This window comes from Streptomyces sp. TRM68416, from assembly GCF_014596915.1.
Classification (GTDB): domain Bacteria; phylum Actinomycetota; class Actinomycetes; order Streptomycetales; family Streptomycetaceae; genus Streptomyces.
On sequence record NZ_JACVWU010000025.1, the window covers coordinates 16,760 to 30,535 of the forward strand.

General features: G+C 71.4%; 14 protein-coding genes. 7 read left to right on the plus strand and 7 right to left on the minus strand.

Annotated features, from left to right (window positions below; translation table 11 throughout):
• Nucleotides 1–392 precede the first annotated feature (392 nt).
• Both ICC28_RS32075 and ICC28_RS32080 read left to right on the plus strand, forming a co-directional pair.
• Nucleotides 393–1,520 (plus strand): magnesium and cobalt transport protein CorA, encoded by a 1,128-nt coding sequence (locus ICC28_RS32075; protein ID WP_188292295.1) that lies wholly within the window; start codon nt 393–395, stop codon nt 1,518–1,520.
• Between the two features lie 23 nt (nt 1,521–1,543).
• Nucleotides 1,544–2,059 carry a hypothetical protein gene (locus ICC28_RS32080; RefSeq protein WP_188292296.1) on the plus strand — a complete coding sequence of 172 codons (516 nt, stop codon included), beginning with the start codon at nt 1,544–1,546 and terminating at the stop codon, nt 2,057–2,059.
• 92 nt (nt 2,060–2,151) lie between these two features.
• Here ICC28_RS32080 and ICC28_RS32085 read toward each other — a convergent pair whose 3' ends face one another.
• Complete coding sequence (locus tag ICC28_RS32085) at nt 2,152–2,889, minus strand: hypothetical protein (protein WP_188292297.1); 738 nt, start codon at nt 2,887–2,889, stop codon at nt 2,152–2,154.
• 181 nt (nt 2,890–3,070) lie between these two features.
• On the opposite strand from ICC28_RS32085, the gene ICC28_RS32090 reads away from it, so the two are divergent.
• From ICC28_RS32090 to ICC28_RS32100, 3 genes are read left to right on the plus strand one after another with little or no spacing between them, the layout of a single operon-like run.
• Nucleotides 3,071–4,351 carry a magnesium transporter MgtE N-terminal domain-containing protein gene (locus tag ICC28_RS32090; RefSeq protein ID WP_188292298.1) on the plus strand — a complete coding sequence of 427 codons (1,281 nt, stop codon included), beginning with the start codon at nt 3,071–3,073 and terminating at the stop codon, nt 4,349–4,351.
• Complete coding sequence (locus tag ICC28_RS32095) at nt 4,341–4,928, plus strand: DUF1003 domain-containing protein (RefSeq protein WP_188292299.1); 588 nt, start codon at nt 4,341–4,343, stop codon at nt 4,926–4,928. The genes ICC28_RS32090 and ICC28_RS32095 overlap by 11 nt, the downstream gene beginning before the upstream one ends.
• A gap of 43 nt (nt 4,929–4,971) precedes the next feature.
• Nucleotides 4,972–6,105 carry an Mrp/NBP35 family ATP-binding protein gene (locus tag ICC28_RS32100; RefSeq protein WP_188292300.1) on the plus strand — a complete coding sequence of 378 codons (1,134 nt, stop codon included), beginning with the start codon at nt 4,972–4,974 and terminating at the stop codon, nt 6,103–6,105.
• Nucleotides 6,106–6,198: 93 nt separating this feature from the next.
• On the opposite strand, the gene ICC28_RS32105 is transcribed toward ICC28_RS32100, so the two are convergent.
• The 5 genes from ICC28_RS32105 to sigE form a co-directional block, all read right to left on the minus strand.
• Complete coding sequence (locus ICC28_RS32105) at nt 6,199–6,855, minus strand: hypothetical protein (protein WP_223190076.1); 657 nt, start codon at nt 6,853–6,855, stop codon at nt 6,199–6,201.
• A gap of 219 nt (nt 6,856–7,074) precedes the next feature.
• Complete coding sequence (locus tag ICC28_RS32110) at nt 7,075–7,518, minus strand: sec-independent translocase (protein ID WP_188292302.1); 444 nt, start codon at nt 7,516–7,518, stop codon at nt 7,075–7,077.
• 149 nt (nt 7,519–7,667) lie between these two features.
• Nucleotides 7,668–9,620 (minus strand): S1C family serine protease, encoded by a 1,953-nt coding sequence (locus ICC28_RS32115; protein ID WP_188292303.1) that lies wholly within the window; start codon nt 9,618–9,620, stop codon nt 7,668–7,670.
• Nucleotides 9,621–9,743: 123 nt separating this feature from the next.
• On the minus strand, nt 9,744–10,709 hold the full coding sequence (locus tag ICC28_RS32120) for an anti-sigma factor family protein (RefSeq protein ID WP_188292304.1): 966 nt from the start codon (nt 10,707–10,709) through the stop codon (nt 9,744–9,746).
• Nucleotides 10,706–11,407 (minus strand): RNA polymerase sigma factor SigE, encoded by a 702-nt coding sequence (sigE, locus tag ICC28_RS32125; protein ID WP_188292373.1) that lies wholly within the window; start codon nt 11,405–11,407, stop codon nt 10,706–10,708. The genes ICC28_RS32120 and sigE overlap by 4 nt, the downstream gene beginning before the upstream one ends.
• Before the next feature lie 234 nt (nt 11,408–11,641).
• Here sigE and ICC28_RS32130 point away from each other — a divergent pair, with 234 nt between their 5' ends.
• Complete coding sequence (locus ICC28_RS32130; RefSeq protein WP_282701906.1) at nt 11,642–12,340, plus strand: O-methyltransferase; 699 nt, start codon at nt 11,642–11,644, stop codon at nt 12,338–12,340.
• Between the two features lie 108 nt (nt 12,341–12,448).
• Here ICC28_RS32130 and ICC28_RS32135 read toward each other — a convergent pair whose 3' ends face one another.
• Nucleotides 12,449–12,616 carry a DUF3117 domain-containing protein gene (locus ICC28_RS32135; protein ID WP_003966491.1) on the minus strand — a complete coding sequence of 56 codons (168 nt, stop codon included), beginning with the start codon at nt 12,614–12,616 and terminating at the stop codon, nt 12,449–12,451.
• Nucleotides 12,617–12,976: 360 nt separating this feature from the next.
• Between ICC28_RS32135 and ICC28_RS32140 the strand changes: the two genes are divergently transcribed.
• Nucleotides 12,977–13,768: an enoyl-CoA hydratase/isomerase family protein gene (locus tag ICC28_RS32140; RefSeq protein ID WP_188292305.1), complete on the plus strand. Its 792-nt coding sequence runs from the start codon at nt 12,977–12,979 to the stop codon at nt 13,766–13,768.
• Nucleotides 13,769–13,776: the final 8 nt, after the last annotated feature.

The following is a 13,776-nucleotide window of genomic DNA, read 5'->3' on the forward strand; positions in this document are numbered from 1 at the left end:
CGCGGTCAGGCCCCGACGCCGACGACACTCCCCTACGGGGGACCGGCCGGAGGAGGTGGGGCTGTCATGGATCGAAGTCGACCGTGCAGTAGCACCCGCTCTTTCCGCCGCTGATGTAGCTGCTCTGCTTTTCTAGCCGGCTGCCACCTCACGCCTGCCTTTCACGCGGAAGAGCCTTTGTCTCGTTTTGCCTGATCTGTCTGTCATTAGCAGCAGCTGAATCAGCAACGAAGCTCGCCACCGCGACGGTGCGGTGCTCCCCGCTTTGTGGACGTGCCAAACATCCTCCCCTTCCCCAAGGGGTCGGGAGACCTCTCGGCCGGACGTCCCCATTCCGGGCAGTTCCACCCGCCACGGCGGCCTTTCGTTGCTCTCCCGCGAAGGAGCCTGCCATGTCGATGATCCGTGACCTGCGCGCCGCGGTCCGCCCGTCCCGCCCCTCGCTGCGCAAGGGGATGCACCTGGACAGCGGTGCGTACGACACCACGCGCGACAGCTCGATGTCCTCCGCCGTCGTCGACTGCGCGGTCTACCGCGACGGTGCCCGCGTCGAGTGCGACAGGTCGCTGAGCCCGCAGGAGGCGATGCGTCAGGTGCGGCGCGACGGCGGGTTCGTGTGGATCGGGCTGCACGAGCCGACGGAGGCCGAATTCGCCGGTATCGCCAGCGAGTTCGGGCTGCACCCGCTGGCCGTGGAGGACGCGGTCCAGGCCCACCAGCGCCCCAAGCTGGAGCGCTACGACGACTCCCTCTTCACCGTCTTCAAGACCGTCCACTACGTCGAGCACGACGAACTCACCGCCACCAGCGAGGTCGTGGAGACCGGCGAGGTCATGTGCTTCACCGGCCGGGACTTCTTCATCACCGTCCGGCACGGCGGGCAGGGCTCGCTGCGGGCGCTGCGTCACCGGCTGCAGGACGACCCGGAGTTGCTCGCCAAGGGCCCCTCGGCCGTGCTGCACGCGATCGCCGACCATGTCGTCGACGGCTACATCGCGGTGGCCGACGCGCTCCAGGACGACATCGACGACGTGGAGACGGACGTCTTCTCACCGGGCCGCAAGGGCAGCCCGCGCGGCACGGACGCCGGCCGGATCTACCAACTCAAGCGGGAGATCCTGGAGTTCAAGCGGGCGGTGTCGCCGCTGCTGCGGCCCATGCAGTTGCTCAGCGAGCGGCCGATGCGGCTGATCGACCCGGACATCCAGAAGTACTTCCGGGACGTCGCCGACCACGTCGCTCGGGTGCACGAGCAGGTCATCGGCTTCGACGAGCTGCTCAACTCCATCCTCCAGGCCAACCTCGCGCAGGCGTCCGTGGCACAGAACGAGGACATGCGGAAGATCACCTCGTGGGCCGCCATCATCGCCGTACCGACGATGGTGTGCGGGGTCTACGGGATGAACTTCGACCACATGCCCGAGCTGAAGTGGAAGTACGGCTACCCCCTGGTGCTCGGCGTCACGGTGATGATCTGTCTCAGCATCCACCGCACCCTCAAGCGCAACGGCTGGCTCTGAGCGCCCCTCGATAGGCTGGGCTCATGACAAGCGAGCTGCTCGACCAGGCCCTCGTCGAGGAGGCCACGAAGAAGTCCGGGCTGATCTGGGTCCAGGGGCCGGGCGTTCCCGCCCGCGCCCTGTGGCACGCGTGGCACGACGGCGCGGCCTGTGTCGTCGGCGACGGGCCGGGCGAGCAGCCGCTGCCGGGGCTCTTCGACGGAGCCGCCGCCGAGGTGACCGTCCGCAGCAAGGACAAGGGCGGCCGGCTGGTCTCCTGGCCGGCGAAGGTCGTGGAGCTGACCTCGGGCTCCGAGCAGTGGGAGGCGACGGTCGCCGAGCTCAAGGGCAAGCGCCTGAACGCACCCGACGGCGAGGAGATGCCGCTGCGGTGGTCCCGCGAGTGCAGGGTCCTGCGCCTGGAGCCCACCGGCCCCACGGCCCCCCTGCCCGACGGCGACCTGGCCCGGCCCCCGCTCCCGTCACCGGCGACCACACGCCGACCCGCCCCCGCGGCCCTGCCCCGGCTGCTGCTGAAGAAGAGGCGCCGGACAGCCTGAGCACTCCGCCGCGGACTCGTCGTGGCTGGTCGTCGCACGGTTCCCCGCGTCCCTTCGGGGCGCCGAACCGCAGTCGAACGCGCCAGGACCGCTCAGGACGTCGGCAACTGCGGGCCGTAGTCCACTGTCTCGTTCTTCTTCGGTTCCTCCAGGGTGAAGTCCTTGCCCCAGGCCGAGAAGGAGAGGGTGCCGGCGCCGCCGCCGCGGACCAGGCGGACGGGGTAGGGCTTGCCTTCGAGGGAGACGTCGAGGGTGCCCCCGGAGCCGCCGTCGCCGGTGATGCGGATGGTGCGGGTGCCGGACTGCTCGTGGTGGCCGTCCTTCTCGACCGTGCCGTGCAGGGTCAGCAGGCCGTCCAGGAGCACGTTCATGTCGGTGAACCCGCTGAACTTCTTGTACGAGGGGTCGCCCTGGGGCACCTTGACGTACTTGCCGTCGAGCTTGGCGGCCGCCGCCGCGTCCGTGTCCCCGTGGCTCCAGAAGTCGGCGTCGGCCATGAGGTACAGCTGCTCGTCGATCCGCAGCAGCCGGAAGGTCGACCCCTCGGAGGTGACGGACCCGGAGCCGCCGTCGGCCTTCAGGCGCATGTCGAGCCGGTAGGTGCGTCCGCTGGTGACCACGTTCCCGGACAGACGTACCGCGTCGGCGGAGTCCGCGGCCGTACGGGTCTTGCGCTGGATCTCGTCGGCCGACAGCTTGCCGACCCCGTTGGTGCCCGCGTCGGGGTCGTCCCCGCCGCAACCCGTCAGCCCCGTTCCCGTCACGACCAGGGCGCACATCGCGCTCAGCAACGCGGCCCGGCGGGTACGGCCCTGGGGAATCGCAGTCACAGGTGCGCTGCCTTTCTGACGGGGGTCCTGAGCGGCGTACGGCAGCGTACCGGGGTCGCGGCGGCCGAGCGGAGCCAGTCCGTCCGGACCGCTCACCAGGGCGTATCCGATCGGGACGGGCTAGCCTGAAGGCCGTTCAAGCAGATAAAGAGGGGCAAATACCGGCAGGGAGGAGGTGGGCATGGCAGGGGGCGTACCCCGGGTCTTCGTCTCGCACCTCTCCGGCGTCGCCGCCTTCGACCCGAACGGCGACCAGGTGGGGCGCGTACGCGACCTCGTCGTCATGCTGCGGGTCGGCCGACGGCCCCCGCGGCTGCTCGGCCTCGTCGTCGAACTGTCCACCCGGCGCCGCATCTTCCTGCCCATGACCCGGGTGACCAGCATCGAGTCCGGACAGGTCATCACCACCGGAGTGCTCAACGTCCGCCGCTTCGAGCAGCGGCCCACCGAGCGGCTGGTCTTCGGCGAGCTGCTCGACCGGCGGGTCACGCTCGTCGAGACCGGCGAGGAGGTCACCGTCCTGGACCTGTCGGTGCAGCAACTGCCCGCCCGGCGGGACTGGGAGATCGACCGGGTCTTCGTGCGCAAGGGCGGCAGGAGCGGGCCGCTCAGGCGGGCCAAGGGAGAGTCACTGACCGTCGAGTGGTCCGCCGTCACCGGGTTCTCGCTGGAGGAGAAGGGACAGGGCGCGGAGAACCTGCTCGCCACCTTCGAGCAACTGCGCCCCGCCGACCTCGCCAACGTGCTGCACCACCTCTCCCCCAAGCGTCGCGCCGAGGTCGCCGCCGCCCTCGACGACGACCGGCTGGCCGACGTACTGGAGGAGCTGCCGGAGGACGACCAGATCGAGATCCTCGGCAAGCTGAAGGAGGAGCGCGCGGCGGACGTCCTGGAGGCCATGGACCCGGACGACGCGGCCGACCTGCTCGCCGAGCTGCCGGAGGAGGACAAGGAACGGCTGCTGAGCCTGATGCAGCCCGACGACGCGGCCGACATGCGGCGCCTGATGGCCTACGAGGAGCACACCGCCGGCGGTCTGATGACGACCGAGCCGATCGTGCTGCGCCCGGACGCCACCGTCGCCGACGCCCTCGCCCGCGTCCGCAACCCCGACCTCTCCCCCGCGCTCGCCGCCCAGGTCTACGTCTGCCGCCCGCCCGACGAGACCCCGACCGGCAAGTACCTCGGCACGGTCCACTTCCAGCGCCTGCTGCGCGACCCGCCGTACACGCTCGTCAGCGCCCTGCTCGACGACGACCTCCAGGCCCTGGAGCCGGACGCCGCGCTGCCGGTCGTCGCCGGGTTCTTCGCCACGTACGACATGGTCGCGGCGCCCGTCGTGGACGAGTCCGGGTCGCTGCTGGGCGCGATCACCGTGGACGACGTCCTGGACCACATGCTGCCCGAGGACTGGCGGGAGACGGAGTTCCACCTCGACGAAGGGGCGGCGCATGGCTCCTGAGCGTGAGGGCGTCCGGGAGCGCGCGGTGTCCGGGGCGACCGCGGCCACCCGCGCACGCGCCCGGCTGGACCAGCCGCGGCCGCCGCGGCGGCGGATCCTGCCGGAGTGGGACCCGGAGGCGTTCGGGCGGCTGTCGGAGCGCATCGCGCGCTTCCTGGGCACCGGACGGTTCATCGTCTGGATGACGGTCGTCATCATCGTGTGGGTGCTGTGGAACATCTTCGCGCCGCGCGACCTGAAGTTCGACGAGTACCCGTTCATCTTCCTGACCCTGATGCTCTCCCTCCAGGCCTCCTACGCGGCCCCGCTGATCCTGCTCGCGCAGAACAGGCAGGACGACCGCGACCGGGTCAACCTGGAGCAGGACCGCAAGCAGAACGAGCGGTCGATCGCGGACACCGAGTACCTGACCCGGGAGATCGCCGCGCTGCGCATCGGCCTCGGCGAGGTGGCGACCCGCGACTGGATCCGCTCGGAACTCCAGGACGTTCTGAGGGAGCTGGACGGCCATCGCGCGGGCGGTCATGCCGTATTCCCGGCAGAACGGCCGCACGGACGTGACGTAGACGACCGGTGACGGGCATCCCGGGGCCCCCGCCCTGCGCCGTACCATCGTCCTTATGGTTAAGGAAGACGCGGTGCGCGAGGCACTGTCGACGGTGAACGACCCGGAGATCAACCGCCCCATCACCGAACTCAGGATGGTCAAGTCGGTGGAGATCGGCGCGGACGGAGCGGTCGCGGTCACCGTGTACCTGACGGTCTCCGGCTGCCCGATGCGGGACACGATCACGCAGCGCGTCACCGAGGCGGTCTCCCGCGTCGAGGGCGTCACCCGCGTCGATGTCTCGCTGGACGTCATGAGCGACGAGCAGCGCAAGGAGCTGGCGACCGCGCTGCGCGGCGGCCAGACCGAGCGCGAGGTCCCCTTCGCCAAGCCGGGCTCGCTGACCCGGGTGTACGCGGTCGCGTCCGGCAAGGGCGGCGTCGGCAAGTCGTCGGTGACGGTGAACCTGGCGGCGGCGATGGCCGCGGACGGCCTGAAGGTCGGTGTCGTGGACGCCGACATCTACGGCCACAGCGTGCCGCGCATGCTGGGTGCCGACGGACGTCCGACGCAGGTCGAGAACATGATCATGCCGCCGTCCGCGAACGGCGTGAAGGTCATCTCCATCGGCATGTTCACGCCGGGCAACGCGCCGGTGGTGTGGCGCGGCCCGATGCTGCACCGCGCGCTCCAGCAGTTCCTGGCGGACGTCTACTGGGGCGACCTGGACGTCCTGCTGCTGGACCTGCCGCCCGGCACCGGCGACATCGCGATCTCCGTCGCCCAGCTGGTCCCGAACGCCGAGATCCTCGTCGTGACGACCCCGCAGCAGGCGGCGGCCGAGGTGGCCGAGCGGGCGGGCTCCATCGCCGTCCAGACCCACCAGAAGATCGTCGGCGTCGTCGAGAACATGTCCGGGCTGCCCTGCCCGCACTGCGGCGAGATGGTCGACGTCTTCGGCACCGGCGGCGGCCAGACGGTGGCCGACGGCCTGACCCGTACGACCGGCGCCACGGTCCCGGTCCTCGGCTCCATCCCGATCGACGTCCGTCTGCGCGAGGGCGGCGACGAGGGCAAGCCCGTCGTCCTCACCGACCCGGACAGCCCGGCGGGCGCGGCCCTGCGCGGCATCGCGGGGAAGCTGGGCGGACGTCAGCGGGGCCTTTCGGGACTGTCGCTGGGGATCACCCCGAAGAACAAGTTCTGATCTTCGACTCCGTCGGGGGCAGCGTCCCCAGGGGCGCGGGGAACTGCGCGACCAGCCGCATACGGCCCGCAGTTCCCCGCTCACCGCGGCGCGTTACGCGTACTCGCCGATGTCCTTGACCATGGCGAAGCCGAGCCCGTACGCGCTCATGCCTCTGCCGTACGCCCCCACGTGCACGCCCTCCTGCGTGGACCCGGCGAGCACCCACCCGAACTCGGACTCGCGGTAGTGGAAGGGCGTCGGCACGCCGTCCACGGGCAGGGACAGCGTCGACCACTCGGGGCCGTCCAGATCGTCGGCCAGCGCCCACGCCGTCTCGGTCTGCTGATCCAGCCAGTCGTCCCGCAGACTGTGGTCCATCTGCCCGGGCCAGGTGAACGACAGCAGCCCCACCCCGGCCAGCCAGGCGGCCGACGAGACCGACGTCGCCTCCAGCAGCCCCGTGCCGTCCGCACTCCGCCGGGACGGACTCGCGGCCACGGTCACCACAACGGCGAACTTCTCCCGGTCCTCCGTCGCCTCGTTCCGTACGGAGGGCTCGTCGCCGTGTCCGATCGATCCGTGCTCGACGGCCCCGTCGGCCGCCGTACCGACCTGCATCAGCCAGCGCGGCCCCGTGAACGCCTCGTCGAGGCCGTACCACGGGAAAGGCGCCAGCAGGTAGCCGTCGACCGTGCGCCGGGCGGAGGGGACCTGCTGTCCGCCCTCCGCGGCCGGCGCCTGCGCGACTGCCCTACTCGTCGTCTCCATGTGCCCGGACGCCTCCTCGCTCTCGTCGGATCCGGGCGGCCCGCCCCCCTTCGGGCGTACTCGTCCGGTCCCACAACAACTCGGCAGCATAGCCACACCGCTGGGAGCAGCCGAGAAACCGGCCGACGCGCGGGGCGCTCCGGGGTCGGGTTCAGGCCGCGCGCGGCCCCCACCGGAGTATGAAACGCATCACGTACCAGGGCGGACAGGCCCTACGGCTCAGGTGGCGTCCGCGTCGTAGGGCGGGCGCTCCTCGGGCTTCTTCGTCAGGTCGACGCGGTCGCCGGACGAGGAGGAGGACGAAGGCGACGACGAGGAGGAGGCGGACGAGGACTCGGAGTCGCGGCCGTGGACCGCGTCCGTGACCTCGGCCATCTCCTTCTTCAGGTCGAAGCCGTTGCGGATCTCCTTGAGTCCCAGCTCGTCGTTGTCCAGCTGCTTGCGGATGAACGTCTTGGGGTTGAGGTCCTCGAACTCGAAGTCCTTGAACTCCGGCCCGAGTTCGGACCGGATGTCCTGCTTGGCGCTCTCGGAGAACTCGCGGATCTTCCGGATCGTCCGGGTGACGTCCTGGATGACCTTCGGGAGCTTGTCCGGACCGAAGACGAGCACGGCGAGGACGATGAGCGTCACCAGCTCCAGCGGTCCTATGTCATTGAACACCTGATGCTCCTTGCGATCCGGGCCGGGTCCACGGTACCCGGCGATCCCCTGCGACCGGTACTGTCCCGGGACTTCCGCGTGCGGGCACACATGCGGTTTTCCGGGTTCTTTGCCTTGTCAGGCCCCTTGTGCGGGCCCTTGTGCGGCCGTCAGCGCCCGTCGGAGGAGCCGAGGACCAGCGAAATGGTCATTTCCTTGCCGTCGCGCTCAAGCGTCAGCTCCAGCCGGTCGCCGGGGCGGTGGGCGCGGGTCTTGACGATGAGTTCCTCGCCGGAGTGGACGCGCTGCCCGTCGATCTCGGTGATCACGTCGCCGGGCTCGATGCCGGCCCGGTCGCCGGGGCCGCCCGAGGTGACGGCGGGTCCGCCGTCGCTGCCCTTGGTCCCCACGCGTGCGCCGTCGCCCGAGTAGTCCATGTCGAGGGTGACGCCGATGACCGGGTGGGTGGCCCGGCCGGTGTTGATCAGCTCCTCGGCGACGCGCTTGCCCTGGTTGATCGGAATGGCGAAGCCGAGCCCTATGGAACCGGCCTGGCCGCGGTCCGGGTCGGCTCCGCCGCCGGCGGAGCGGATGGCCGAGTTGATGCCGATCACCCGGGCCTGGGCGTCCAGGAGGGGGCCGCCGGAGTTGCCGGGGTTGATGGGCGCGTCGGTCTGCAGCGCGTCCACGTACGACACATCGCTCCCGTCGCTCTCGCCGCCGGCGGTGATGGGCCGCTCCTTGGCGCTGATGATGCCGGAGGTGACGGTGCCCTCCAGGTCGTAGGGGGCGCCGATGGCGACGACGGGGTCGCCGACCTGGACGTTGTCGGAGTTGCCGAGCGACAGGGCGGTCAGCCCGCTGACACCGGTCACCTTGACCACGGCGAGGTCGTATCCGCTGTCCCGTCCCACGACGGTGGCCTCGGCGGTGTCGCCGCTGTGGAAGGTGACGGAGATCTTGCCGTCGGAGCCGGCCGGTTCGACGACGTGGTTGTTGGTGAGGATGTGGCCGCGCTCGTCGAGGACGAACCCGGTGCCGGTGCCCTGTTCGCCGGCGCCGGACACATGCAGGGTCACCACGCTGGGCAGCGCCCGCGCGGCGATTCCGGCCACGCTGTCCGGGGCGCGCCCCGTGGGCTCCGCCGCGGCCTGCGGCAGCTCCACTCCGCCGCCGACCCCGCCGTTGCGCTCCAGGTACGCCCCTACGACGCCGCCGACGCCCCCGGAGACGAGCGCGAGCAGTACGGCCCCGGTGAGCAGCGCCCTGCGCACCCGCTTGCGCCGCTGCTCCGTGGTGGTCACGGCGGCGCCGTTCTGCTGGAGGGGGGCGGCGGGCAGGGGGGTCGGGGCCCAGGGGTCGTAGTTCTGCCAGGGGGTGGCGGCCGGGGCGGACGGGCTGACGGGGCTGGGGGTGCCGGTGGCCGGGGCCGGGGGCGGGCCGAGAGGGCTGTGGGTGCCGCCGGAGGCCGGGGGCGGGCTGAGAGGGCTGTGGGCGCCGGTGGCCGGTGGCGGACCGACGTGGCCTGCGGTGTCGGAAGCCGGCGGCGGCTGCGTGCCGGGGGCCTCATGGGGCGGCGCCGCCGGTATCGCCGTACCACCGGCGGGGGTTGCCGCCGGGTGCTGCACGGGAGGGGCGGGCGCCCAGGGGCCCGGCTCACCGTACGGCGGGGTGCTGTAGGGGTCGGGGTCGTGCAGGGGCCGGGGCCGCTCGTCCACGGGGCCGGCAGGGCCAGGGGGCGCTACGGTCCGACCGGCGTCGGACGCGGACGGCACAGCGGCCTCCACGGCCTCGGACGTAGACGGCACCACGGCCTCTACGGCCTCGGACGCGATCGGAGCCACAGCGTCGACCGTGTCGGGCCGGGTCGGCGGCACGGCCTGACCGGCGTCCGACGCGGACGGCGGCACGGCCTCCGCGTCCGGGCGGGTCAGTTCGTAGTCGCCGTCGTCGGGGGACGGTGACGGCACCGTCTCCGGCCCGCCGACCTCGGGGCGCTTCAGCTCGAAGTCCCCGTCCTCGTTCGGAACCGGTGTCGGCGGAGCCCCTTCCGTCTGGCCCTCGGGGCCCTGGAGCCGAGGCCGGCTCCACCATTTCGCCTTCGTGGGCTTCCCCTCGTCCATGTTCTCCCCACAGCTGGCCGCGGCCGCGACTCGTTGAACTCCGCCACCGCGCCCGGCTGCCTGCCGTGAGCGCGGCCCACCCTGGATTCAACCAGGTTCGTGGGCCGTCGCGCAGAGGCCGGGTCAGCGAGCGGTGGTGGAAGGAGAGGAGGTGGCGTCGGGGACGGGTGCGGCGAGGAGGCCGGGGGTGGTGATCTCCGGAGCGGTGTGCCAGGACGTGAGGGTGAGCGGCGGGGCGGCGCTGAGCGGGCGTATCAGGGGGGACATGGCGGCCGCACCGGCCACGACGGGCGTGGTGAGCGAGGTGCCGGACGCATGGTCCTGGGCCGGTCCCGGTACGCCCGGCAGCAGCGGCGCGGAGACCGCGGTCGAGGCCACCGGGGCTTCGCCGAGGGCCCGCTGGCCCTGTGCCAGCAGCGGTGTGGTACCGCGGCGGCGCTGGCTGTCGGGGGCCGTCGAGGCACCGGCGCCCGGCGAGCGCACCGGCGTCACATTGCTCCCGGAACCGGAACCGCCACGGGCCTCCGCGTCCGTGGGCACCCCGGTGGTGACACCGCCGAGCGCGATCGCGGCCAGCGACACCGCTCCGGCGGCGACGAGCGTGAACCGCAGCCCGCGCGAGGTCGACCGCTCGGCGTCCTGACGGCCGACGGAGTGAATGCGGAAGCCGCTCGGTGCGGGGTCCGCGAGCGCGGGGGCATGAGCGCGCGAGGGGACGTAGTCGAACTCGAACCGCTCGCCCCGCTTCACTCCGAAGACCCCGGTGGTGCCGGGCCGCTCGGACAGCCCGCCGAACGGCCCCCCGCCCAGCGGCGGGCCACCGCTGTCCGGGTCACCTCCCGCGGGGAGTCCCTGGAGCCGGGCCAGGAAGCTCTCGGAGGGGGGCGGCGGGGCCGCCTCCGCGAAGACGTTCTTCAGTCGGCGCTGGGCGTCGGCCTCGGCCTTGCACCTGGCGCAGGTGGCCAGGTGGGCGAGGACCCGCTCGCGCGACTCATGACCGAGCTCCCCGTCCACCAGGGCGGAGAGTCGGTCTCCCAGATGCTGCTCGGCGAGGCGTCGCTCGCCGGGGCCAGGCCGTGATCCACTCACGCGGTCGCGCCCCCTCCCCCCAGCGCGGGCACGCGTGCCACGAAGGACCGGCGCTCGGCTCGGGCCTCGGGCGAGCGGTGCGCGAGCGCCTTGCGCAGCTGCGAGCGGCCGCGGTGGATACGGGACCGGACGGTGCCGAGCTTGACGCCCAGGGTCGCGGCGATCTCCTCGTAGGACAGGCCTTCGATGTCGCACAGGACGACGGCGGCGCGGAACTCGGGCGCGAGGGTGTCGAGGGCCTGCTGGACGTCCGCGTCGAAGTGCGCGTCGTTGAAGACCTGCTGGGGCGACGGCTCGCGGCTGGGCAGGCGCTCCGCGGCGTCCTCGCCGAGGGCGTCGAAACGGATGCGCTGCTTGCGGCGGACCATGTCCAGGAAGAGGTTGGTCGTGATGCGGTGCAGCCAGCCCTCGAAGGTGCCCGGCGTGTACGTGGACAGCGAGCGGAAGACGCGGACGAAGACCTCCTGGGTGAGGTCCTCGGCGTCGTGCTGATTGCCGGTGAGGCGGTAGGCCAGACGGTAGACGCGGCCACTGTGCGTGCTGACGATCTCCTCCCACGTGGGCGGAGTCCACGCCTGCACGTCCGCGTCGGTGGAGAAGGTCGCGGTCTGGGTGCAGTCGTTGGCGTGGCTGGGGTCAGCAGCGGTGTCGTTCACGGATTTCGGCCTACCTGCCGATCCGAGAAAGCGCCGCAGCACTCCTCCCCGATCCACAGGCGCAGCCGCACCTCCCCTGTCGGCTCTGGTGGTGTCCAGTGGAGCCCCTACCATAGCCACCTCGCCCGTTAGCTCCGGATAAGCGGTTTTACGAGAATTTGATCTGGGCTGATACGGCTGGTGCGACTGCGTCAGCACTTGCCGCGGCTCTCGCCCCTCGTCGTGATCCAACCGTGTCCCCCCTGTCGTCTCCCACCCCTTCAAACGCCCGGTCCCATCTGCGGGTTCCCGGCCGCAGCGGATACAGTCACGCCCAGGCAACCATGGGGACAGGAGAGGGCCATTACCGGCAACCGGCAGACGAGCTGGGCGTTCGCCGACGCCTATGTCGCCGAGGACGAAGCGCTGCGCTGGGCCCGCGACCGGGCCCGTGAGGCAGGGCTGCGCTCGGTGTCGCCCGGTACGGGCGCCGCGCTGCGCTTGCTCGCCGCCACCGTGGACGCCAAGGCGGTCGCGGAGATCGGCACCGGGACCGGCGTCTCCGGCATCCATCTGCTGCACGGCATGCGGCCGGACGGAGTACTGACCACGGTGGATCCGGAGCCGGAGCACCAGCAGTTCGCCCGGCAGGCCTTCCGAGCCTCCGGCTTCGCCAGCAACCGGGCCCGGTTCATCCCCGGCCGTGCCCTGGACGTCCTGCCCCGGCTCGCGGACTCCGGCTACGACCTCGTCTTCTGCGACGGTGACCGGCTGGAGTTCCTTGAATACCTAGCTGAATCGTTGCGCCTGCTGCGTCCGGGTGGCCTCGTGGTCTTCGAGGGCGTCTTCGCCAACGGCCGGACGGTGGACTCGGGCCCGCAGCCCACGGAGGTCCTGCGGCTGCGCGAGCTGCTGCGCGGGGTACGGGAGAGCCCCGACCTGGTGCCCTCGCTGCTGCCGGTGGGCGACGGGCTGCTGTGCGCGGTCAAGCGCTGAAGAACACGTACCGACGACAAGTACTGGACGACAAGTACTGAAGAAAACAACCGCCCCGGCACCGCGTGCGGTGCCGGGGCAGCTGAAAGGGTAGGGTCGCGTTCCGCGTCAGCCGACGACCTTCTTGAGGGCGTCGCCGAGCGCGTCGGCCTCGTCAGGGGTCAGCTCGACGACGAGCCGACCGCCGCCTTCGAGCGGAACGCGCATGACGATGCCCCGCCCCTCCTTGGTCACCTCGAGCGGGCCATCGCCCGTCCGCGGCTTCATGGCCGCCATGCTCGTTCCCCTTCCTGAAACCAGCTCATCGTCAAAGCCGACGGCCCCTGGGAGGGCACGCGTGATCCGGGAAGGACACGCGACACCGGCATCGAACACATTGCTTCCAAGCCATTATCCCGCATCTCAGGACCCGATGACCAACATCGGTCGGCATCGCTTGGGCAACGCGCGCGAGCAAAACCACTCAATTCGGCGATGTGACTGCGATACTGCGCCACCGCGCGCTTGTCCGCCGAACGGAAACCGCCCGGATTTCTTTGACGCAGGTCACACGTCCGCTTCCGGCGATCTCCGCCATGCTGTCCTCAGAGACGAGCCAGACACCGGACTGAGCCGCGACACCGGAGGGGACACACCATGGCAGACACCGTGCTCTACGAGGTGAGCGACGGACTCGCGACGATCACGCTGAACCGCCCCGAGGCGATGAACGCGCTGAACATCGAGACGAAGGTCGCCCTGCGGGAGGCGGTGACCGCGGCGGGCGCGGACGACGCCGTACGGGCCGTGCTGCTGACCGCGGCCGGGGAGCGGGCCTTCTGCGTGGGGCAGGACCTGAAGGAGCACATCGGGCTGCTGGCCGAGGGCTCCGGCCAGGTGATGAGCACGGTGAAGGAGCACTACAACCCGATCGCCAGGGCCCTGACGGAGATGAGCAAGCCGGTGGTGGCCGGGGTGAACGGTGTCGCGGCGGGGGCCGGGTTCGGTTTCGCGCTGGCCGCGGACTACCGGGTCGTGGCCGACTCGGCCGCCTTCAACACGTCGTTCGCCGGGGTCGCGCTGACCGCGGACTCGGGGATCTCCTGGACGCTGCCGCGGGTGGTCGGGCCCGGGCGGGCCGCCGATCTGCTGCTCTTCCCGCGCAACATCAAGGCGCAGGAGGCCCTGGAGCTGGGGATCGCCAACCGGGTGGTGCCCGCGGGTGAGCTGCGGGCCGAGGCCGAGAAGGTGGCCCGGGCGCTGGCCGAGGGGCCGACGGTGGCATACGCGGCGATCAAGGAGGCCGTGGCCTACGGGGCCACGCACTCCCTGGCCGAGACGCTGGAGAAGGAGGACGAGCTGCAGACCCGGGCGGGGGCGTCCGAGGACCATGCGATCGCCGTGCGGGCCTTCGTGAACAAGGAGAAGCCGACGTACTTGGGTCGCTAGAGATCCAG